The sequence below is a fragment of the Spirosoma foliorum genome (genome assembly GCF_014117325.1).
GTDB classification, from domain to species: Bacteria; Bacteroidota; Bacteroidia; order Cytophagales; family Spirosomataceae; genus Spirosoma; species Spirosoma foliorum.
Map to the genome: position 1 here is coordinate 1 of NZ_CP059732.1, position 21,305 is coordinate 21,305.

Sequence of the window (21,305 nt, forward strand, 5' to 3'; positions counted from 1 at the left end):
TCTGGATTGAGGATTCAATTTAGCCGGTTACCATTGCGTGATTTTTACGAAGTTCCCAGATGCGTTATCGGCAGGTAGTAGCGCAAACCGGGCTCCGGTAGCATCCGACAAAGACGATACGCGACCTTTGTGTCGAGGTCAGGATACGCATCCAGTTTGATGTCAACTTCCTGACCCAGGACTCATTTTCTCCAGCTGCGTTTCTTTGAAGTTGGCAACTACCCAGAAGGTCGAATCGGCAACGATCGTGAACAGGTTCTGGCCAGGTTGTACATATTGACCAACGACTACGTTTTTACGACCAATCTTACCGGCAATTGGAGCGGCAAGCCGAGCATTAGCCGACTTTCAGTTTGGCGTTGTCGATAGCTGCCTGTTTCACTTTCAAGACCGCCTGGATTTTCTGAATGTTGGCTTGCGCTTTAGCAATACCAGCCTGTGCTACGGTTTCCGATGTTTTAGCCAGATTGACCTGCTCAATATTTGGGTTGTACAGTCCCGATTGTACTTCTACGTTATTCTGCGAGTCTTCCAGTTGCTTTTTGGTCAGCGATTGTTCTTTGTATAGATTCTGATCGGCGTTGCAAATCCTGTTGGGCTTTGTTGCGTGGGGAATAGCCTGTACCTGGGCGTTCGATTGAGCTACACGCGCGTTTTGGACTACGTTGCGCGAAGTTGCCTGCGCATTTTGCAGGTCGGCACGGGCATTTTCCAGGTCGGCCAATGACTGCTGATAATCGGCTTCAGCTTGTGCCAGGGCCACATCGTATTCCTGAGGATCGATGGTTACGAGTTGTTGGCCTTGTTTTACCGTGGCGTAATCGTCAACTTACACCGAGGTTAGGTAACCCGCTACCCGAGCGAGTACTGGCGCTGAGTTTCCTTCATTTTGGGCGTTGTCTGTTGTTTCGTACTGCTGGCTGTGGCGGAACGCCTGATAGCCGAAATAACCACCTACAAGTACTACTAGTCCAATAATAATGCGGGGTAAATATGCGCTGAGGCCGCTTTTCTCTTCTGTGGTTGCCATTTGCTGTGTTGTGGTTGCCATTTTTTATTTGGTTTTAGGCAAGCCCTGTTGGTAAAGAACCTATTCTATAGTCGAAACTGTTTGACTAATGTGGGACAAAAAAAAAAAGTAAACCAGGTTGACTATGAAGTCAAGTAGGTTGACTATATTTGTAATATCTTTTGGCCTTAAATGGTTCAGCGTTTTTCATTTTGCCAATATGTTCGTGGAAACAGACAAAAATTCCTTTGATTTTGACCAATATCGGGTCATTCGGGAGCGATCTCTAGGTCGCTTATTCTGGCGGCTCAAACGATATACGAGTAACCTTATTGAGCCTAAACTGCACGCACTTGGATATAAAGATTTCAAAATGAGTTATTTGATGTTTCTCTCGAACATTGAAGAGGGAGGGACAACAAATAATGAGTTAGCAAAACGTGCCTGCGTTACGGAAGCAAATGATGAGTAAAATTGTTGGCTTGCTCGAAAGCGAGGATATATCTATATTCAGCAAAATCCGACTGACTCTCGGTCGAACATTATTTTTCTGAATGATAGAGGGGAAGGAGTTATTCATAAGTCTTAAAGGATGTATGGAAGAGGCTCGCGATAAATTTGATGTGATCGTTGGCCACGACCGGATGGAACTGGTGCTTGATACCCTGGTTGAATTAACCAATAAATTAGAAAGCGAAGAACAATAAAGGGATATAGGATGTATGATGTAGGGTATATGATATACTTATTAACTATATCATATACCCTACATCATACATCCTATATAGCTAATGTTTTCCTCCATCAACCCCTATAATCAGCAGAAGCTGAAAACCTATCGCGCTGATAGCTCTCAAACTATTGAGCGTAAACTGAAACAAGCCGACCGGGCCTTTGCCGACTGGTCGGCTTTGTCTATTCGGGAGCGTACGGACTATCTTCGTAAAGTAGGTGTCTATCTGTCTATGCACAAGCAGCGCTATGCCGAACTGATGACGGCCGAAATGGGCAAAACGCTCAAAGAGGCTGTTGCTGAAGTTGAGAAATGCGCGGCTACCTGTACCTATTATGCTGATCATGCCGAAGCCTTTCTGGCGGACCAATCTATTGAAACCGACGCCAAACATAGTTTTATAACGTATCAGCCGCTGGGGCCGGTACTGGCCATTATGCCCTGGAATTTCCCTTTCTGGCAGGTTATGCGGTTTGCGATTCCGGGCCTTATTGCGGGAAATGTCGGCTTACTCAAGCACGCATCCAACGTGTTTGGTTCTGCGCTGGCCATTGAAGAAATCTTTCGGGAGTCTGGTTTGCCCGAGGGCGTATTTAGCTCACTTCTAGTCGACTCATCGGCAATTGAAGGCACTTTGAAAGATCGGCGGGTGAAAGCCGTTACGCTCACTGGTAGCGAACGGGCAGGAGCGTCGGTGGCGAGTATTGCGGGTAGTCAGATCAAAAAATCAGTACTGGAATTGGGCGGTTCCGATGCGCTAATCGTATTGGCCGATGCCGATCTGGAAAAGGCGGCCGAAATAGCCGTGAAATCCCGAATGCAAAACGCCGGACAGAGCTGTATTGCTGCGAAACGATTTATTATTGAAAAATCGGTGAAAAAGCAGTTTACAGAACTGGTGATAAATCAAATCAGCAAGATCAAACAAGGCGATCCGACTGATGAAACTACGACTATGGGACCAATGGCGCGTCTTAATCTGGCCGACGATATTGAGCGACAAGCTCGTGAATCTATCGCTAAAGGCGCCAAATTAGTAGCTGGTGGAAAGGGGACCGGTTTCCAGCGATCTGGCTGCAACGTTGCCCCAATCCTGTTGGATAAAGTAAAACCTGGTATGGCGGCTTTCGACGAAGAAACATTTGGGCCATTAGCCGTTTTGATCGAAGCCAAAGATGAAGCCGATGCCATTCGGCTAGCCAATCAATCTAATTTTGGACTTGGTTCTGCACTATGGACGCAGGATCTGGACAAGGCTGACCGACTGGTACGTCAAATTCAGGCCGGGTCTGTGTTTGTGAATGGCCTAATGCGTTCCGATGCGCGGGTTCCGTTTGGTGGCATCAAGACATCCGGTTTCGGGCGCGAACTCTCGGAAGTTGGCATCAAAGAGTTTGTAAACGTGAAAACTGTGTGGATTGAGAAGTCGTAAAAGCCACTAGATCAAGTTTGTATGGTAGCAAAGTAATGTCACTGCTGCAATTATTTTGATACCATGCCGTCCCTAGTTCGTCAAAGTGAGAAATGATTTAAAATCGTAATCTCTATTCTTATTTGATGAACCACTTTTTTCTTTCAGTTACTGCCTAGTTCTTTTTCTTTGTACATGTTTATTGGTGGCTTGCTCTAGTGAGAGTACACCTTCTCCAGATACGAATGCGCTGGTCTTTGTGGGTAGTGATGATGCCCATCTGTACGCTATCGATGCCCAGACGGGCCAAAAAAAATGGGCTTTTGCTACCAATGGTGATGTTTCGTCCAGCCCCATCGTGTTCGACGGTTGGGTGTACGCTGGTAGTGACCTGGGTCGTTTTTTTGCCGTTGACGTCCAACGAGGAAACCTGCAATGGAGTGTAGCTACCCAGTATAGTATGGCGACGAGCCCCATTGCGGCTGACGGACGAATTTACCTCAGAGGGCAAGACGTATATGCATATGATGCCAAAACAGGAAACCCTATCTGGGGAACGTTTCGAGGTGGTTCAGAACCAGGGTCTTCGGTGGTTAAAGATGGAACGAGCTTATTTATGGCTGAATCAGAAACTCTAATCGCCTATGATGCTATCAGTGGTAGCCGACTGTGGTCCTTTATCACCGATAATAATATTCAGACTGTACCTGTTGTGTCAAACGGGGTTGTTTTTATAGGCAGCAACGATACCATTCTGTACGCGCTGGGAGCTGCAAACGGCAAGTCGAAATGGTCTTTTCGGGCTTCAGCAGCAATTGTAGGTAGCCCGACTGTAGCCAATGGTCGGGTATATTTTGGATGTTATGATGATCAGTTATACGCCCTGGATGAACAAACAGGGAAACTCCTCTGGCGCTATGCTACCAAGAGCCCTATTTTTTCCAGCCCTACCGTAGCTAACAACATGGTATATGTTGGGAGTATGGATGGAAACCTTTATGCGGTAGATGTACAGAAAGGCACGACAGCCTGGTCAACTAATGTAGGGGGTGCTGTTTTTTCCAGTCCTACGGTTGCCAATGGAGTGGTTTATGTGGGTAGCACCGATAATGGCCTGTATGCATTTGATGCCTCTGATGGAGGTAAAAAATGGGTTTTTTATACCCAGGATAGAGTTCGATCCAGCCCTTGTGTTCTGACAACGCAGGGGGCATGTTATTAGAGGGTTTGGAAATGTCCAATAATGAGACTTACTGCTCTAAGGTCAAAGCTAATCAACCTTCATAGGTTATCTTTCCGGTCTCGCTCAGCAATAGGGGAGAACGGAAAGAAGCTTTGTTGATTATTATTCGCTGACTTTCTCGGCAGGTTTTTGCTTCCGTGCGTTCAGATAGCCTTTGATAACCGTGAAGGTCGTGATGGCCAGGAAGAACAGGATAATGTACTGAACGTAATCGACAATCCAGGGGAACTTCTCGCCGAAATAGAACCCTCCACCTACCAACGTTAATACCCAGATAGCCCCACCAATGACATTGTACAACATGAAAAATGGCGCTGGCATATGAATAAGACCAGCCAGCAACGGGGCAAATGTGCGGACAATGGGTAAAAAGCGTGAGATAATCAGAGCACTATTACCATATCGTAAAAAGGCGTCTCGCGTATTATCGATGTATTTCTGTTTAAAAAACAGTGAGTCGGGGCGATTTTTGATGCGTGCGCCAAAATAATAGCCCGTTAGATAACCCGTTGCCGAGCCTAATACAGCCGCGCCAAAAATGCAGCTCAATAATAACCAAAGCGGTACATTCAACAGTTTTGTACCCGCAAAGACGCCCGATAAAAACAGCAGATAATCGCCCGGCAGGAAGAAACCGAAGAAAATTCCGTTCTCAACAAAAATGATGAGGGTAATCAACACCAGGCCGCCCGTCCGAATGATTTCTTCGGAATTAAGCAGGTACTGGAAAAAGTCGATAATCTGGTTCATGATTAATGATAGACGGGGCCGCCGCGCGGTGATTGAATGATTGAATAACCTCTGTGGTAACTATTCAATCACTCAATCATTCAAAATTAAATATGCTCCGCCAGCTCAAGCCAACGGTCCGATTTTTCAGCGATACTGTGCTCGATTTGCTCAATTTCACGCGACCAGGCGATTAATTGCTCATGCGGTCCACCTGAATTAAGCAGATCCACAACTTCGATTTTGCGTTGCTCCAACGATTCAATTTCTTTTTCGAGCGTTTCGTATTCGCGGATTTCTTTGAATGAAAGCTTTTTCTTCGCACCATTTACCGTACTCGCTGCCGATGAAACTATAGGTTCAGGCGTTTGGTTCTTGGGAGCCGGGGTTGCTGGTTTATCAATTTGTGAAGTCGATTTTTTGGGCTGCGCCGAACGCGGCCCGGAATCTCGCCAGTCGCGGTAGTCGGTGTAGTTGCCCGGAAAATCGCGGACTTTCCCTTCGCCTTCCAGCACAAAAACGTGCTCTACCAGCCGATCCATGAAGTACCGATCGTGGGTTACAATGAGTACACAACCCGAAAAATTAAGCAGAAAGTCCTCGAGTACATTCAGCGTCATGATGTCGAGGTCGTTGGTTGGCTCATCCAGAATCAGGAAGTTTGGGTTTTGAACCAGCACCAGCAGCAACTGTAATCGTCGTTTTTCGCCCCCGCTCAGTTTCGCTACATAATCATACTGTTTGGAACGATCAAACAGAAACCGGCTGAGTAGTTGCGTTGCTGTAACAGTGTCGCCGTTAGCCAATTTCATAACTTCGGCCACGTCCTGCACCACATCAATTACGCGTTGGTTTTCGGGTAAATCAAGCTCTGTTTGCGTGTAATAACCAAACTTTACGGTGCCGCCCGTCGTAATCTTACCCGAATCGGGGCGAAGCTGACCGGTTAGCATATTCATCAGCGTGGTTTTACCCATGCCGTTTTTGCCAATCAATCCCACTCGGTCGGGCCGTTTAAAGGTGTAGTTGAAATGATCGAGCAGGACTTTATCGCCAAATCGTTTGCTCAGGTTTTCAACTTCCAGAATTTTGCTGCCTAGCCGGGTCATTCGCAAGTTCAGGTCCAGTTCGCCGTCGTTACGTTTGCCACTTGTTTTGTCTTTCAAATCTTCAAAGGCATCAATCCGGTATTGCGCTTTTGTTCCCCGCGCTTTGGGTTGGCGACGCATCCATTCCAACTCTCGCCGAAACGTGTTGCGATCTTTAGCTAACTCAGACGCTGCCGCCAGTTCACGTTCTTCTTTTTCTCGAGGAAATAAGCGTAATTCCCCTTGTAAGAATATATCTGTCCATTGTCCAATTCGGCAATCTGATTACAGACCCGATCCAGAAAATACCGATCGTGGGAGACCATCAGCAACGTACCATTATTGGTATTCAGGAAGTTTTCGAGGTATTCAATCGCTTCAAGATCGAGGTGGTTGGTCGGCTCGTCAAGAATCAGCAAATCAGGATTTTGGATAAGCACCCGCGCCAGAGCAACCCGTTTCCGCTGACCACCCGACAACGAACCCGCCAGTTGATCTACATTCTGGATACCCAGCTCACCCAGAATCTGCCGAATTTGGGATTCGTAATCCCAGGCTTCTAGTTTTTCCATGTCGATCATAGCCTTTTCGAGAGCAGCATGGTCGTCAATGGCCAGGGCGTGTTCATAAGCCCGAACCGCTTCGAGCTGCGCACTTTCGCCCGCCAGAACAACATCCATCACACTTAAGGAATCGTTCAAATCAGGCTGCTGGTCGAGGTAGCCAATCGTAATGTCTTTCCGATGGCTGACAATGCCTGCATCGGGTGGCATGGCCCCGGCCAGAATAGACAGTAAGGTGGTTTTACCTGAGCCATTGGCTCCAACAATCGCGACTTTATCGCCCCGATTGACACCAAATGTGAGGTTTTTGAATAATGTACGGTCGCCGTAGGACTTCGTTAAATTTTCGGCTGAGAGATAGTTCATAAGTCTGAATAACCCACACGGTTTTGAAAACCTAATAGGTTTAAAAGCACAAAGGTACAACAAAGAAAATCGTTCGTACTTTTACCATCGATTGCTGTTTCTATATTCCTAACAAACAATGCGCCTGAAATATCTCCTGATAACAACCTTACTAACGACTGGAGCCATCGTTAGTGCTATCGCCCAGACCTCAACGCCTATTAAATCGTACACCCAAACCATTCCGGGCACAAACCAGACCTACGCGATGGTGGCTATTCCCGGAGGTAAATTTCTGATGGGTAGTGCCCCCAGTGAAAAAGGGCATAAGCCTGATGAGGAGCCTATACATAGTGTAACGATCGAGCCCTTTTATATGGGTAAATACGAAATCACCTGGGATTTTTACGACCTGTTTGCCTTCACGAACATGGAGAAAGAGATGGCCGCAAAATATACCGCAACAGATGCGAACCTTGCCAAAACCGATGCTACTACCCGGCCTAGTCCACCTTATGTAGACATGTCATTTGGTATGGGCCGGGCGGGTTACCCAGCCATCAACATGACCCAGTATGCTGCCATTAAATTCTGCGCCTGGCTTTATGCCAAAACAGGCGTTTTCTATCGGTTACCTACCGAAGCCGAGTGGGAATACGCTTGCCGGGGAAATGATAAGAACGCGACGCTGGCCTATTCGTTCGGAAATGATGTGAAGCAATTAGGCGACTATGCTGTATTTGCAGGCAATAGTGGTGGCGGATACAAGAAAGTTGGTACAAAAAAGCCGAACTCGTTTGGGCTGTACGACATGCATGGCAACGTAATGGAATGGACGAAGGATCAGTACATTGAGGATTATTACAAGCAAGTGGCTAGCGGCAAAGTGAAAGAACCATTTGCTCCCACAACAACACTCTACCCGAATTCTGTACGAGGTGGTTCCTGGGATGATGAACCCGAAGTATTACGTTCGGCGGCTCGTACGCCTTCGGCTCCTGCCTGGAAAGTACTTGATCCACAAAGCCCAAAATCGGACTGGTGGTTAACCTCGGCTTCGTTTGTTGGTTTCCGGATTGTTCGGCCAGCCAAAGCACCCAGCGAGGAGGAAATTAAAACGTACTACGGAATCAAGCCAATTAAAGATTATTAATTGATGTAGGCTGTATGATATAGGATGTGTGAATGACAGCCTATATCATACAGCCTACATCCTACATCATGATCATCCTTCTTCTTGGTGCTAACCTTGGCGATCGTACGACAATCTTACAGCGAGCTGTTGATCTGATCGTCGAGCGCGTTGGGTCTATTGTAAAGCAGTCGGGTTTGTATGAAACAGCGCCTTGGGGGGTGGCGGATCAGCCAGCTTATTTAAATCAGGTATTGGTTGTTGAGACGGTTTTGACACCTGAAGCGGTTTTAAACCAGACGCAGGTAATTGAGCAGGAGTTGGGGCGCGTTCGACTTGAGAAGTGGGGTGCCCGTGTCATTGATATTGATATCCTGTACTACAACCAACTCATTCTGCAAACGCCCAGACTAATTATCCCGCATCCGTATTTGCATCAGCGACGGTTTACGCTTGTGCCTCTTGCTGAGATTGCACCCACGTTTGTTCATCCAGTTCTGAAAAAAACAACGCTTGAATTGCTGGAAGAATGTGAAGATAAAGGTGAGGTCATATTTTTTAATTCACCAAAAACTTCGCCCTTCGGCTGAAAACATTGTACCTTTGCGGTCAGTTTGTTATCATTTTCTCAAAAAAATAGCACCGATTATGTCTGCCACGCTTGACACCGTGAGTTTATTAGCCGACCGCATCAACGCGCTGGAGGAATCGTCCACGCTGGCGATGACCAAAAAAGCCCGTGAATTGGCTGCTCAGGGCCACAAAGTAATTAGCCTGAGCGTTGGAGAGCCGGATTTTAAAACGCCCCAACACATCTGCGAAGCCGCTAAAAAAGCCATCGACGACGGCTTCCACGGCTATTCGCCTGTTGCGGGTTATCCTGATCTCCGCAAAGCCATTGCTGATAAGTTTAAGCGCGACAATAATATTGATTGGAAACCCGAAAACATCGTTGTCTCGACGGGTGCTAAACACTCGCTCGCCAACGTAATTCAGGTGCTTGTGAACCCCGGAGACGAGGTAATCATTTTCTCTCCCTACTGGGTTAGCTATTCCGAAATGGTGAAATTGGCCGAAGGAAAGGCCGTTGTCATCGACGGATCGTTTGAGAATAATTTTAAAGTAACGCCAGAACAGTTTGAAGCCGCCATTACCGATCGGACCAAAATTGTGATGTATGCGTCGCCAAACAACCCAACAGGTTCAATTTATTCTGAAGCTGAGTTGCGGGCTATTGCCGATGTTGTCGCTCGTCATGAAAACGTTCATGTACTGGCTGATGAAATTTATGAATATATCAACTTCACGCCAGAAGGTCATTTCAGCATAGGCTCAATCCCTGAAATTGCTGAACGTGTAATCACGGTGAATGGAGTAGCTAAAGGCTATGCCATGACCGGCTGGCGTATTGGTTATATTGGCGCTGCGAAATGGATTGCCGACGGTGTTGAGAAGTTACAAGGGCAGGTAACGTCGGGTACAAACTCGATTGCACAGAAAGCAACTGTAGCTGCCTTGAATGGTCCTATGGAACCATCCATGGAGATGGCGAAGGCTTATCATCGTCGTCGTGATTTAGTAGTGAAATTGCTGAAAGAAGTACCTCATTTCCGCACGAACGTCCCTGAAGGTGCGTTCTACGCTTTCCCTGATATTAGCTATTACTACGGCAAATCGGACGGTACAACCACTATCGAAAATTCTGATGATTTTGCTGGCTGGTTATTGAATACCGCCTATGTGGCAACGGTTGCCGGTTCGGGCTTCGGTGCTCCTGATTGCCTGCGTATCTCAACGGCGGCTTCCGATGAATCCCTTGTTGAAGCCGTCCAACGGATTAAAGATGCTGTGGCGACTTTGAAATAGAAGCTCGATAAAATAAGGTAAATGAATGTCGTCAGGATGGCTGAAATATAGCCATCCTGACGACATTTTTTGTTTGGGTAGTTCTGATCTAGAAATTTCCTGCTTGCTAAATAACGTGAATTATGGAGGATTTACGAATAGAATTATACTAGTTTTCTGTCATCCCGACGTCAGGAGGGATCTTCGGTAAATAATCAGTTGCCGAAGATCCCTCCTGACGTCGGGATGATAGAAAATAATACTATAAATGACTGACAATCAGTTGATAAATTTAGATTCTATCCATTATTCACGTTAAATAGTACAATTGTAGATAAGCCTAGTAGTAATCGGAAAGAAGCTAACGAATACAAAATGGTTTATCGTCACGAAGGAAGAGCCACGATATTGAGACCTCTGGCGTAACTAAAGCCATAAACCAAAGTGCCTGATAGCTAGTATTTAAGGTGACGTATTCGAAAAAGATTAAATACAGTAGGAATGTTAATTTTGAAATAGTTAACTTAGGAGGACATAAATATTTTTTGGCATTATAATTGAGAAGAATCTATTCAGGTTAGACAAGTGACAACATATTAACCAGCAGGGCAAGATAAAGTCAACATTTTGTTTCAAAAATTTAGAGACTACGCTTGTTTTTGTATTAAGTCAAGGTTAATTTTGAATAAGAATAGAATTATGTATCAAGCACTGACTTTTTAAGTTGTCTTATTTGTAAAACCGTAACCTTAATCTTTAATAATTACTACTGGAAACCGATGAGAAATTTCCGCTTGTACATGATTTTTCAATGGGTTTTTTTCTTGCCCATTATCCTTCCGATGTGTATCATCTTCGGAGCGTTGCGTGGAATTGTGCAGATGATTGAACGAGTGATGGAGCAAATGATATTGGATATCGCTCCGTCAGATCCGGCATCGTCAACGCAGGTGACAGAATCCTGATTTTAGTATACTATATATGCCGTGGATAGCCTGATTTTTTGGGTTTATCCAACTAAAGAGCCGCATTTTCTGATTTCCAGAAAATGCGGCTCTTTGTGTTTCGTAAATTATAGAATGAATTTAGGGCTTTGCTCAAAGCCCTGAACTACTATTCATAAATGAAGTCCATATTCTTGTCTTTATAGTTTTCATCGTCCAGCTCCAGAAATTCCTCCCAAAACGGATCGTTGGGTAGTCCAGCTTTGCAAATGATGGGTCGGTCTGGCGCTCCGGCTTGCTTTACCGGATGAATGAAATAAAGACGGCGAGCATGCAGGTAAATCTTTTTATCGGCCACAGCTCGGTCATAACCATACTTGACATCTCCGCGAATCGGAGAACCCATGTGTGCTAACTGAGAGCGAATTTGGTGTGGTCGACCCGTAATTGGATTTACTTCCAACAAATAGTGCTCATTGATTTTGCCCAATATCCGGTAGGATAATTCGGCTTTCTGTGAACCAGGTACCTCATAATCGTAGACCGTAACCTGATTCTTCTGCTCGTCCTTTATCAACCAATTGACCAGCTTATCCGCATCTTTAGGCGGCTTATGGCGCACCACGGCCCAGTACGTTTTCTGAACCTGTCGCTTACGGAAAATCTCGTTCATGCGCTCTAGTGCCTTTGATGTACGGGCAAATACAACCAAACCACTTACGGGGCGGTCGAGCCGATGTACCAAGCCCAGGAACACCTCGCCCGGCTTGTTGTACTTTTCCTTGACGTAATCCTTCAGAACATCGAGTAAGGTGGTGTCGCCTGTTCGATCGCCCTGGACTAGAATGCCCGGTTCTTTATTGACAATTAGCAGGTGGTTATCTTCGTAAACGACCTGGTATGGTTTCTTCTTCATAATGGATAATGTGTAATGGAAAATGGAAAATGAAAAGACGAACTTCATTTTCCATTTTCCATTATTCATTTATTCTCTAACTCAATATGCTTCTTTCTCGTTCGGAAAGTCGTTGGCTTTTACATCATCTACATAATGAGCAATAGCCTGTGTCATAACGGTATGTAGTTCGGCGTATCGGCGCAGAAAGCGGGGCTTAAACTCGTTGTTTATCCCCAGTAAGTCGTGAAAAACCAGAATCTGACCGTCGGCATCAGGCCCAGCTCCGATTCCAATGGTAGGAATGTTCAGGCTTGCCGATACCTTTTTGGTGAGAGCAGCCGGGATTTTTTCGAGCACTACACCAAAGCAGCCAATATCTTCGAGCATATGTGCATCGGCCATTAGTTTCTCCGCTTCGGCCTCTTCTTTTGCTCGTACGGCATAAGTGCCAAATTTGTAAATAGATTGAGGGGTCAAGCCTAAATGGCCCATTACAGGAACACCCGCGCTCAGGATTCGGACGATGGATTCCTTGATTTCAAGACCGCCTTCCATCTTAACCGCATGAGCACCTGACTCTTTCATGATTCGAATGGCCGATTGCAGAGCTACCGACGAGTTACCCTGATACGAGCCAAACGGTAAGTCGACAACAACTAAAGCCCGTTTCACTCCACGCACCACCGAACTGGCGTGATAAATCATTTGATCGAGTGTGATTGGTAGTGTAGTCTCATGACCAGCCATAACGTTCGAGGCTGAGTCGCCCACCAGGATCAGTTCAACGCCAGCTCCATCAACTACTCGCGCCATCGAATAATCGTAAGCAGTGAGGGCCGAAATTTTTTCGCCTTTATTTTTTAGTTCCTGTATAGTATGCGTGGTAACGCGCTTGATGTCGGGATTATGAACAGACATTAGACCAGTTGTAAAGTTATGAAGTCGTAAAGTTATAGAGTTGTAAAGTGATATAGGTACGGCATTACAACTTTACAACTCTATAACTTTACAAGCTTATAACGTCTACCTTGGTGTCAGCCATGATTCGGGGTTGAGTTTGGTAAACTCCTTCCAGATTTGGAACTGGATTTCAGAGACTCCGTCTTTATCAGTGGCTACCGTTCCAATGGATTCGCGGGCTTTCACACGTTGGCCCACACGGACCGATACACTCTTTAGTTTGGCGTAAAGCGTAAAATAGTCGCCATGCTGAATGGCAACGACATTGTTCATGCCAGGAATATTTGTAATGTCCTGCACAACACCATCGTAAACGGTTCGCACGTTTTCTCCCGCATTTGTCTGGATATCAATTCCCTGGTTTTCAACGAATATACCTTTCAAAACCGGATGAGGTTTTCGGCCAAAATGATCCGAGATAAATCCTTTTGTAACGGGCCAGGGGAGGTGTGCTCGTGATGCCGTGAAAGACGATGCCAGCGCCGTTTCCTCATCATTAAGGTTATTGTCTCGTCGTTCATCGGGCTTCTTAGCCGTAGGTTCGGGCTCGGCTGGTCGCTCCACTTTGGCAACATCGGCTGGTGCCGGTTTTTCGCCCGCTTTTTCGGCCGCAGCAATGGCATCTTCAGCCCGTTTGCGTTCTGCAGCTTTACGGGCGGCTTCAGCTCGGGCCAACCGCTCTCGCTCTGCTCGTTCGCGGGCCTCACGATCGGCGCGTTCTTTGGCTTCGCGAGCAATGATGCGCGTAATCATGGCTTCGAGTCGGTTAATGGCCCGGCGGCTCTCGGCCAGTTCAGTCTGAAGTTCGAACTCCTTCTTACTTAATTCTTTAACTACATCGTTTTTCTCAACCTTTAATGTCTCAAGCTTTTTAGTCTCGTTTACCTTAGCGCCAATGGTATTTTTCTGTTCCAGGCGTTTATGCTGGGTCGCTTTTTGTTTCCCCTGTAGCATAACCTGTACGTTGTTCATTTGTCGCACCTGGCTTTGGCGGGCATCAGAATATTGGCGTAAGTAGCGATAACGGGCAACGAGTTGGTTGAAGTTATCCGATGCGAAGAGAAACCCCAATGGATTTACCTGCTGCCGGCGCTTGTCGGCGGCATAAATCATGGAGCCGTACTCCGATTTTAGTTTATTCAGATCCAGTGTGAGCTTCGTGCTAGCCTGTCGTAGTTCAGCAATTTCAGCGTCGGTCAATCGGAGATCCTTATTAAGCAGGTTAATCTGTTTCGACTGGGTCTGAATCTGTTGATCGAGCGCTTTGAGTTGTCCTAAACTAGCTTGCTTTTCTGTGGCTGTTTGTTTCAAAATCGTTCGAATCTGACTCATTTTTTCCAGATTCTGCTTTTTTTCTTTTTCCAGAACCTGTCGATTCCGCTGGGTTTGTGGAATCGAGTTTGACGGTTGCACCTGCGCTTGTACTGGCTCGGTAAACCATAAAAAACCGAGCGCTATCAACTTGATAGCTGACCAGAAAACGATTCGGCAAGTGGATATGGGAGTGGGGTGCATGGATTTCAGGACCAACGAATGTACTTATGGTCGACGCTCGTAATTAGTCGGAAGAGTGAAAGGAAAGCCCGGACTGGTCGAGACCAGTTCAACTTTAGTATGTTTTAGACGAAGCTGGGTTTGGCGAGACTGGCCATCCGTTTTCGACTGATAATCGAGCGTTAAAAGGCTCGTATATGGAACCAGAAAGTTAGTTAGGGCGGTAAAATCTTCGTAATCCAGCCGAAGTGTATTTTTGGTAGGCTGCTCCGTTATGGCCAGTTTTTTTAATTTCCGATCCTGTTCACCAATATAATTTTCAACTAATGCCTGCCCTTCGGTTTGTCGTAATAACAACTCATTGCCCTCATTTTTAATTAGTTGAGCAGGGCGTTTGGGAAAGGGTAAATTTCCGACGATTAAGGCCTGTAGCAGCTGAAAGCTCATCTGAAAATTGAACTGTTTGCTCAGTGTTGGAAAATCATAAACGGTATACTCCTTGTGAATCTTGTCAATGATGGTGATTGAATCCGGTGTAATGAGTCCCCGAACCGCTTCGATACCCAACTTCGATACTGATAACCAGATCAGACTGTCTTTTTGAACGCGTATACTAACATTCGCATTATCAATATCCTGCGAAGGACTTTTGAACGAAAGTTTGGATTTAGTCGTGAGGTACTGAAAATCAATTTCGGCAACACGCGTACGTGCTTCCTCAATATCCGGGCGAACAACCGTGGGTGTAGTGGCAGGAATAGTTGCAGTAGGCCGAGTGGCAATAGTGGAGTCTGGTGTAGGCGATGGAACAACAGCTGAGCCCGTCGAATGCGACATATGACGACGTCGGCAACCTTCCGAACTCAACAGCGTGACCAGCAATCCAATTACACACAGGTATTTATTCATTTGGGAAAATTTCGGCTTTCGGTTTACAGTCTATGGTTTACGTATTTGCCCACCGTAAACCATAAGCCAGTTTACAACTTGCCAGTAGTTATCTTTTTGTCTAAATCAGGACCCGCTCCACCTTTTGCTTTCGCCTGTTTCCACTGTTCGACCGCCTTGTCGGGTTGGCCAAGCTGGTAAAGAACATCGCCATAGTGTTCAATAATTGTACCACTAACGTTGGCCGGATCGGCGAGAGCTTTCTCCAGGTATTGCTTGGCTTTAGCGTAATCCTTTGACACATAGAGTATCCAGGCGTAGGTGTCCAGATAGGTCGCGTTGGTCGGGTGCCGTTCAATGAGCTTTTGGGCCAACTGCAAGGCGCGAGGCAGATTCTCTTTCCGTAAGGATAAAAAATAGCTGTAGTTATTGAGAACGTGATCGTTGATAGGGTCTACTTTCAGAACCGCTTCGTACGACTCGTCGGACTTGGCGTGATCGCCAATCCCGTTGTAAGCATCGCCTAACTGGGCGTCGATTTCTTTTCGGAGATCATTGTTAGAGGTAGCTGCCAGGAGCTTTCGGCTCTCTTCGAGTGCGTCGACGGCTTGCTGATATTTTCGTTTATACAGATTGGCCGTTCCATTGGAATACCAGAACAATCCTTGTGTGGGGAATACCTCAAGCGCTTTTTCGGTGTGTGCCAATAAGCTATCTACCTGTTGCAATTCGCCGTCTAATTGGATCAAAGCGCCCCATACTTCATACACCGAGCCATCGAGTCGGGCCGCTTTGGCGTAGGCGTCGCGGGCTTCTGCTTTCTTGCCTTGCTGTGTCAATAAATTGGCGAGCATGACTTGAGTTTTGGGGTCGTTGGGCGAGGTTTTGGCCAAGTTCTGTACCATAGCCAGCGCATCCTGCCGAGCGGTCGTGTTTTCACCCGTCATGCCCACGTAACTTGATAGAATCCGGGCTTTCAAACCCGCTTCAAGATTTGGGTTGGCCAACACCTGATTCAGCTCTTTCGTTACGCGATCCATATCGCCTTTCTTGCGATAAATATCGGCCAATAGCACGTGTGCCTGAGGAAGGTCAGCGTTTAGTTTAAGGGCTCGATCAATCCAGCCAATAGCCTGATCGCCCCGATCGTTGGCAATAAGTAGCTCGGCCCCTTCGAGGAGGTAATCAGGATCGGAAGGTTCCGAGGCCACTAATTTTTCGGCTTCTTCAACAGCCTTATCAATCTTGTTCTGCTTTAAATAAATCCGTTGTTTCTGACGAACGATTTCCTCATTTAGTCCCAACTCTCGCTTTACTTTATTGTAGGCATCCAGCGCCTTATCAGGTTTATCGTTGAATAAGTAGATCGCGGCTAGCTCTACGCCATATTCAGCGTTTTCTGGTCCTTTTTTCAGGAGTTTTTCGTAAAGTTCTTCGGCTTCTACGTATCGTTTTTGCTTGACGTATAATTCGGCAAGCAAAAGGGAGTAAAACTTGTTTTGATTATCGATCGTATACGCTTTTGTAGCATGAGGAATGGCTTCCGTAACTTTTCCGGCCTTTAAGTATGCGTTGGCCATCGAATACTGGGCAGCCGCATTGGCAGGGTCTTTCTGAAGTACTTTTGTAAACTGCGTGATGGCCTTTGTCGGTTCGTCGGTCATCAGATAGCGCATTCCCTCCGTAAACTGAGTTTCGGCTTCTATGCGGGTTGTGGTTGTCGATCCAACCTTTGCAAGCGATGTGTCAGGAACGGCTTTTTCACGTCGACGCTGCGCTGACGCTGGTGTCAGCGTCAGCCAAATAACCAGCCCAAGAGTACCAATCCACACGATCAGGAACTGGTTAGAGAAAAATTTGTATAACGTTTTCATGCTGGTCTGCGAATAGACGAACTTACTTACCAAAACGCGGCCTATCCCGTTCTATTGCGGCTTTGGTTGAAGTAAGCCCCTTAGACAAAGGTAGTTCAAAATGACGGAATGATTAACAAGGAGCTCAGAGCGTGGGGCGCGGAGTAAAGAATGGGCTTTCTAGCGCCCTGCTCCGAGCTCCTTTCCCCTTACTTCCTGCAAATACTTTGCCTTAATCGAGTAAGACTTGCTAAATATACTAGAAGAAAGCCTTACGTAATTGATAACTTTTCAAGGAGGGGCGAGTTATCAACTGGCTAGTAGCACTGTTAAAAAATCAAAAATCGTACACATGGAAACCCTGTATACTGCCACCGTAAGTAATGTCGGCGGGCGCGAAGGTGATGTAAAATCACTTGATGGTATTTTAGAACTGGATATTAAACGCCCTGTTGAAATGCATGGCGAAGGAGGAAAGCCCAATCCTGAAATGTTGTTTGCCGCTGCTTATAGCTCCTGCTATAATGGGGCACTGATGGCCGTAGCCGACCGTCGAAAAATTATTCTGCCCGAGCATGCCGTGGAGGTGAGCATTTCGCTCAATAAAGACGGCAACAATATGTTTCTATCGGGAAAGATTGTGGTGAAAGCACCGGGTATGGACCATGACCAACTACAACAACTAGCCGAATCAGCCCATATCGTCTGCCCTTACTCGAAAGCCGTGAAGGGAAATATGGATATGAAGATTGAGGTGCTGGTGTAGATAGGTAGTACTAGAAGCGAGGAGTTAGGACCGGGCCGCCGGAGCGGAGAGAATGGCTGACGCATCTAGTTTTTAAGCGTCAGCCATTCTCGCTCCTAATACTGTCTGTCTAACTCACCGCATCGTAAATCTGCACACGCTGCCAGAGGTGAGCACATTTATCAACGAAGGCCAGATGAACAGGATGTGTCTGATAAACATCATGAGCGGCCTGGTCGGCGAAAACCAATGTTAGCGCAAAATCATAGCTGTGGTCAATAACCGGCCGACGCGTTTCGGCAGGCGTGCCGATGTAAACGGTCGTGATTTCGGTTACGGCTTTCAGTGTTTCGAGACCGGCACGAAGTGCCGTATGGTCGTCCTGACTTTCGGGATGATGAAGCCAGAAAAAAACGGTATGAACAAACATAATATCGGTTGATAGGGTTTTTAAACTGAGCCGTAAAAGTAAGCATACTTTCCGGTAACCCTAAACGAGGAGGTCATTCGCTCCTTATCTGCTAGCTCACATCGCCACGCCCCAGTAATTTTTCGGCAAAATGCTCACCCGCTATCAGCTTTCGGATGATGTCGATATCGTCATCGTTCAGTAGATCGCCAAGGCTTAGTTGGTATATATTAGCGAGCTCTTCCAATTTATTAATAGAAGGTTGAGTTTGCCCACTTTCCCATTTGCAATAAGCAGGTTGGGTCATTCCGATGTTAAACGCAATATACTCCTGCGAATACCCAAACAACTGACGTAACCGACGAAGCTTTTCCGATAGTACTGGCATAGTTCACTAATTTATGGATCAACTTATACTAAAAGAGTAACGGATCTCATCATAAGCAAAGGGTATTCTATTGTTGGTCGGTAGATAAACTTACGGCTACTACTATAAGTTTAGATTTATTTTTTGTGTCTATTTCTTAAAATAATCCTGTATTCGGCAATTATTGTTTTACAAATCCCTGGTTATTAGATTATAACCGGTAGCTATATTTTTATAATAATCGGTTATCAGGTCGGGCGCTCCCGTCCCCCAACTTTGTCCCAAGCAAACGGCAATACGTTTGGCAGGTCATAAAGACAAGCTGTATTCCCTTTGTTTAGCGGTCGCCGAAAAGCTAACAGAGTAGGCATTATTAACTTATATATCGTTATGAAAACCTTAGATTTTGTTAACCTCGGAGTTGAAGAATTGACGAATCAGGAAATGATCAACAATCATGGTGGTGGCGACAGTACCAGTTTGTTAAACATCGGATCAATTGCGATTGGCGATCTGGTGGATCTCAGCGGTAATAGTTTATTTAATGGTAACTATGCTTTGTTCAGTGGCAACAGCACTGACGTAAGCCCAAGTACGGGAACTGGTTTTAGCTTTAGTACAAGCCGCTCATAACCAATAAATTTAGTCGAAGTAAGCCGAAAGAATTAACGTTCAAGTCGGTAATCGTTCACTTAAATTTTAATATCGTTATGAAAACGTTCGATCTTGCTACTCTCGGTGTTGAGGAGCTAACCAGTCAGGAAATGAGCAGTAACCACGGTGGTGGCGATAGTTTCACATTATTAAACATTGGCGCGATTACAATCGGTAATCTGGTTAATGTTAATGGAAATAGCCTCTTCGATGGTAATTATGCGTTGTTCAGCGGAAACGGGACTGATGTCAGTCCAAGCACAGGAACAAGTATAGGCTTTAGTTCAAGCCAGTCATAATCGGGTAAATTGATTGAAGTAAGCCGATTTTGTTCGTAATCGAATCGGTAATTGTTCACTTAAATTTTAATATCGTTATGAAAACGTTCGATTTTGCTACCCTCGGTGTTGAGGAGCTAACCAGTCAGGAAATGATTAATAATCATGGTGGTGGCGATAGCACCAGCATTGGAAATATAGGTTCAATACTCATCGCTGATCTGGTCGATGTGAGTGGAAATAGTTTGTTTAATGGTGACAGTGCCCTGTTCAGTGGTAACAGCACCAGTGCCAATCCTGTAACGAGCACGCTGTTTAACTTCAGTTCGCTCAGTTCATAGACGTTTGAATTGAGCGAAATCAACAGGCTCAATCAGGAAGAATAAGTAGCAGGGATTTTGCCCGTTGGAACAGAAAGCCATTTCTTTTTTTCTGTCTCAGGGGCGAAATCCCTGTTTTTGGGTTATACGTAGATAGTATTCAATACACTCAACGCAACGATGAACGAATCTGAATTCTCCTATGGCCTAGTCACTTACCTGCCCAGGGTTAGTGTGCGGAGCCAGATTATTTATACAACGGTTCTGGGCGTTATCCTGCTTACGGTACTGGCCTTACCGTTTATATATGTTGATGTGTCGGTGCAGGCAAATGGGCTAGTTCGGCCTGTTGCGGAACGTAGCGAAGTGAAAGCCACAGCCGGGGCAGTCGTTGAGAAAGTAATGGTGCGGGAATGGGAGCCTGTTCGCAAAGGACAGCCGCTTTTTCAATTGCGGTCCGATGCATTAGATACCAAAAAGCAGCTGGTAGATAATCAAATTGCCGAAAAAGCCGCATTTGTTCGTGATCTGGACCAGTTAACGACTAAATCCTGGAAAGTCGTCAATGGATTAGCCGCTCCCCTTTATCGACAGGAGTATAACCAGTTTCGGGCTATTGTCGAAGAAAGTTGGAATTTGCAGGAAAAGCGAAAACGGGAACTTCAAACGGCACAACTACTCTACTCGCAAAAAGCAATTGCACGACTTGAATACGAAGATGCGCTTTATGCGCACAAGGCTTCTCTGGCACGATATAACACGCTCGTTGAACAACAACGAAGTGACTGGCAGACCGATCTGACACAGGTTCGGCGTGATTTAGCCAACTTGGAATCGGATGCCAAACAACTGCATGAAGAGCAGGAATTGTACATACTAAAAGCCCCGACTGGTGGTACGGCTAGTCAGTTAGCTGGACGATATGCGGGTAGTTATGTGCAACCGGGCGATGTGCTGGCCGTTGTTTCTCCAGACTCTACTCTAATCGTCGAAGCCTACGTTCCCTCGAAAGATATTGGTTTGCTAAAGCCCGGTCAGCCAGTACGATTACAGGTCGACGCGTTCAATTATAACCAATGGGGTTTGCTGACGGGGCGTGTAATGGATATTGCGAATGACTTTACAACGACGAATGGCGAGCCAGTTTTTAAAGTTCGGTGCCAGCTGGATAAGCCATACCTGAGTTTACAAAACGGTTATCAGGGTCGTTTGAAGAAAGGAATGACGGTTCAGACTCGCTTTCAGGTTGCCCGTCGTTCGTTGTTTCAGTTGCTTTACGACAAAGCCGATGATTGGCTAAACCCGGCTGTGAGTAATCCCAAAACGGCTACAGCAAGCTCGCAGAAGGAGGGCGGCAGCTCCATATGAATTCAGTAACTGAAGAGAAAAAAAACAAC

At 46.0% G+C, this 21,305-nt stretch carries 23 protein-coding genes and 1 pseudogene; 12 read left to right on the plus strand and 12 right to left on the minus strand.

What is annotated here, in order from left to right; translation table 11 throughout:
* Positions 1-162: 162 nt before the first annotated feature.
* From H3H32_RS37245 to H3H32_RS37260, 3 genes are all read right to left on the minus strand, one after another.
* The gene (locus tag H3H32_RS37245; RefSeq protein WP_309547171.1) at positions 163-318 is read right to left on the minus strand and encodes an efflux RND transporter periplasmic adaptor subunit; all 156 of its coding nucleotides are present in this window, start codon (positions 316-318) and stop codon (positions 163-165) included.
* Positions 319-337: 19 nt separating this feature from the next.
* Positions 338-763 (minus strand): HlyD family secretion protein, encoded by a 426-nt coding sequence (locus H3H32_RS37250; protein ID WP_240543611.1) that lies wholly within the window; start codon positions 761-763, stop codon positions 338-340.
* A gap of 66 nt (positions 764-829) precedes the next feature.
* On the minus strand, positions 830-1,051 hold the full coding sequence (locus H3H32_RS37260; RefSeq protein WP_240543612.1) for a hypothetical protein: 222 nt from the start codon (positions 1,049-1,051) through the stop codon (positions 830-832).
* Positions 1,052-1,235: 184 nt separating this feature from the next.
* Between H3H32_RS37260 and H3H32_RS37265 the strand changes: the two genes are divergently transcribed.
* The 3 genes from H3H32_RS37265 (at position 1,236) to H3H32_RS00020 (ending at position 4,375) form a co-directional block, all read left to right on the plus strand.
* Entirely contained in the window at positions 1,236-1,481 is a 246-nt protein-coding gene (locus tag H3H32_RS37265; RefSeq protein ID WP_240543613.1) for a hypothetical protein, read from the plus strand.
* A gap of 319 nt (positions 1,482-1,800) precedes the next feature.
* Positions 1,801-3,174 carry an NAD-dependent succinate-semialdehyde dehydrogenase gene (locus tag H3H32_RS00015; RefSeq protein ID WP_182460680.1) on the plus strand — a complete coding sequence of 458 codons (1,374 nt, stop codon included), beginning with the start codon at positions 1,801-1,803 and terminating at the stop codon, positions 3,172-3,174.
* Between the two features lie 184 nt (positions 3,175-3,358).
* On the plus strand, positions 3,359-4,375 hold the full coding sequence (locus H3H32_RS00020) for an outer membrane protein assembly factor BamB family protein (protein WP_182460681.1): 1,017 nt from the start codon (positions 3,359-3,361) through the stop codon (positions 4,373-4,375).
* 123 nt (positions 4,376-4,498) lie between these two features.
* On the opposite strand, the gene H3H32_RS00025 is transcribed toward H3H32_RS00020, so the two are convergent.
* Together H3H32_RS00025 and H3H32_RS00030 are read right to left on the minus strand one after the other, a co-directional pair.
* Entirely contained in the window at positions 4,499-5,146 is a 648-nt protein-coding gene (locus H3H32_RS00025; RefSeq protein WP_182460648.1) for a DedA family protein, read from the minus strand.
* 86 nt (positions 5,147-5,232) lie between these two features.
* Positions 5,233-7,142, minus strand: a pseudogene (locus tag H3H32_RS00030) (ABC-F family ATP-binding cassette domain-containing protein).
* A gap of 118 nt (positions 7,143-7,260) precedes the next feature.
* Here H3H32_RS00030 and H3H32_RS00035 point away from each other — a divergent pair.
* The 4 genes from H3H32_RS00035 (at position 7,261) to H3H32_RS00050 (ending at position 11,063) form a co-directional block, all read left to right on the plus strand.
* Positions 7,261-8,274 carry a formylglycine-generating enzyme family protein gene (locus H3H32_RS00035; protein ID WP_182460650.1) on the plus strand — a complete coding sequence of 338 codons (1,014 nt, stop codon included), beginning with the start codon at positions 7,261-7,263 and terminating at the stop codon, positions 8,272-8,274.
* Between the two features lie 68 nt (positions 8,275-8,342).
* Entirely contained in the window at positions 8,343-8,843 is a 501-nt protein-coding gene (gene folK / locus H3H32_RS00040) for a 2-amino-4-hydroxy-6-hydroxymethyldihydropteridine diphosphokinase (RefSeq protein ID WP_240543604.1), read from the plus strand.
* Between the two features lie 58 nt (positions 8,844-8,901).
* On the plus strand, positions 8,902-10,119 hold the full coding sequence (locus H3H32_RS00045) for a pyridoxal phosphate-dependent aminotransferase (RefSeq protein WP_182460652.1): 1,218 nt from the start codon (positions 8,902-8,904) through the stop codon (positions 10,117-10,119).
* 758 nt (positions 10,120-10,877) lie between these two features.
* The gene (locus H3H32_RS00050) at positions 10,878-11,063 is read left to right on the plus strand and encodes a hypothetical protein (RefSeq protein WP_182464606.1); all 186 of its coding nucleotides are present in this window, start codon (positions 10,878-10,880) and stop codon (positions 11,061-11,063) included.
* 148 nt (positions 11,064-11,211) lie between these two features.
* Here H3H32_RS00050 and H3H32_RS00055 read toward each other — a convergent pair whose 3' ends face one another.
* The 5 genes from H3H32_RS00055 to H3H32_RS00075 form a co-directional block, all read right to left on the minus strand.
* Positions 11,212-11,958, minus strand: a complete 747-nt coding sequence (locus tag H3H32_RS00055; protein ID WP_182460653.1) for an RluA family pseudouridine synthase — start codon at positions 11,956-11,958, stop codon at positions 11,212-11,214.
* Positions 11,959-12,039: 81 nt separating this feature from the next.
* Positions 12,040-12,858 (minus strand): 3-methyl-2-oxobutanoate hydroxymethyltransferase, encoded by an 819-nt coding sequence (gene panB / locus H3H32_RS00060; RefSeq protein ID WP_182460654.1) that lies wholly within the window; start codon positions 12,856-12,858, stop codon positions 12,040-12,042.
* A 105-nt stretch (positions 12,859-12,963) separates the two neighbouring features.
* A complete protein-coding gene (locus H3H32_RS00065; protein WP_182460655.1) occupies positions 12,964-14,415 on the minus strand; it encodes a murein hydrolase activator EnvC family protein in 1,452 nt (483 codons plus the stop codon).
* Between the two features lie 24 nt (positions 14,416-14,439).
* Positions 14,440-15,303 carry a lipoprotein insertase outer membrane protein LolB1 gene (lolB1, locus tag H3H32_RS00070; protein ID WP_182460656.1) on the minus strand — a complete coding sequence of 288 codons (864 nt, stop codon included), beginning with the start codon at positions 15,301-15,303 and terminating at the stop codon, positions 14,440-14,442.
* Positions 15,304-15,374: 71 nt separating this feature from the next.
* On the minus strand, positions 15,375-17,156 hold the full coding sequence (locus H3H32_RS00075; protein ID WP_182460682.1) for a tetratricopeptide repeat protein: 1,782 nt from the start codon (positions 17,154-17,156) through the stop codon (positions 15,375-15,377).
* Between the two features lie 331 nt (positions 17,157-17,487).
* On the opposite strand from H3H32_RS00075, the gene H3H32_RS00080 reads away from it, so the two are divergent.
* Positions 17,488-17,901: an Ohr family peroxiredoxin gene (locus tag H3H32_RS00080; RefSeq protein ID WP_182460658.1), complete on the plus strand. Its 414-nt coding sequence runs from the start codon at positions 17,488-17,490 to the stop codon at positions 17,899-17,901.
* Between the two features lie 109 nt (positions 17,902-18,010).
* Here H3H32_RS00080 and H3H32_RS00085 read toward each other — a convergent pair whose 3' ends face one another.
* Together H3H32_RS00085 and H3H32_RS00090 are read right to left on the minus strand one after the other, a co-directional pair.
* Positions 18,011-18,310, minus strand: coding sequence for a Dabb family protein (locus H3H32_RS00085; protein WP_182460659.1), 300 nt, complete (start codon positions 18,308-18,310; stop codon positions 18,011-18,013).
* A 91-nt stretch (positions 18,311-18,401) separates the two neighbouring features.
* Positions 18,402-18,677: a helix-turn-helix domain-containing protein gene (locus tag H3H32_RS00090; RefSeq protein WP_182460660.1), complete on the minus strand. Its 276-nt coding sequence runs from the start codon at positions 18,675-18,677 to the stop codon at positions 18,402-18,404.
* A 369-nt stretch (positions 18,678-19,046) separates the two neighbouring features.
* On the opposite strand from H3H32_RS00090, the gene H3H32_RS00095 reads away from it, so the two are divergent.
* The 4 genes from H3H32_RS00095 (at position 19,047) to H3H32_RS00110 (ending at position 21,276) form a co-directional block, all read left to right on the plus strand.
* Positions 19,047-19,289 carry a hypothetical protein gene (locus H3H32_RS00095; RefSeq protein ID WP_182460661.1) on the plus strand — a complete coding sequence of 81 codons (243 nt, stop codon included), beginning with the start codon at positions 19,047-19,049 and terminating at the stop codon, positions 19,287-19,289.
* A 77-nt stretch (positions 19,290-19,366) separates the two neighbouring features.
* Positions 19,367-19,609 (plus strand): hypothetical protein, encoded by a 243-nt coding sequence (locus tag H3H32_RS00100; RefSeq protein WP_182460662.1) that lies wholly within the window; start codon positions 19,367-19,369, stop codon positions 19,607-19,609.
* Positions 19,610-19,686: 77 nt separating this feature from the next.
* Positions 19,687-19,929, plus strand: coding sequence for a hypothetical protein (locus tag H3H32_RS00105; RefSeq protein ID WP_182460663.1), 243 nt, complete (start codon positions 19,687-19,689; stop codon positions 19,927-19,929).
* Between the two features lie 159 nt (positions 19,930-20,088).
* Positions 20,089-21,276: an HlyD family secretion protein gene (locus H3H32_RS00110; protein WP_182460664.1), complete on the plus strand. Its 1,188-nt coding sequence runs from the start codon at positions 20,089-20,091 to the stop codon at positions 21,274-21,276.
* Positions 21,277-21,305: the final 29 nt, after the last annotated feature.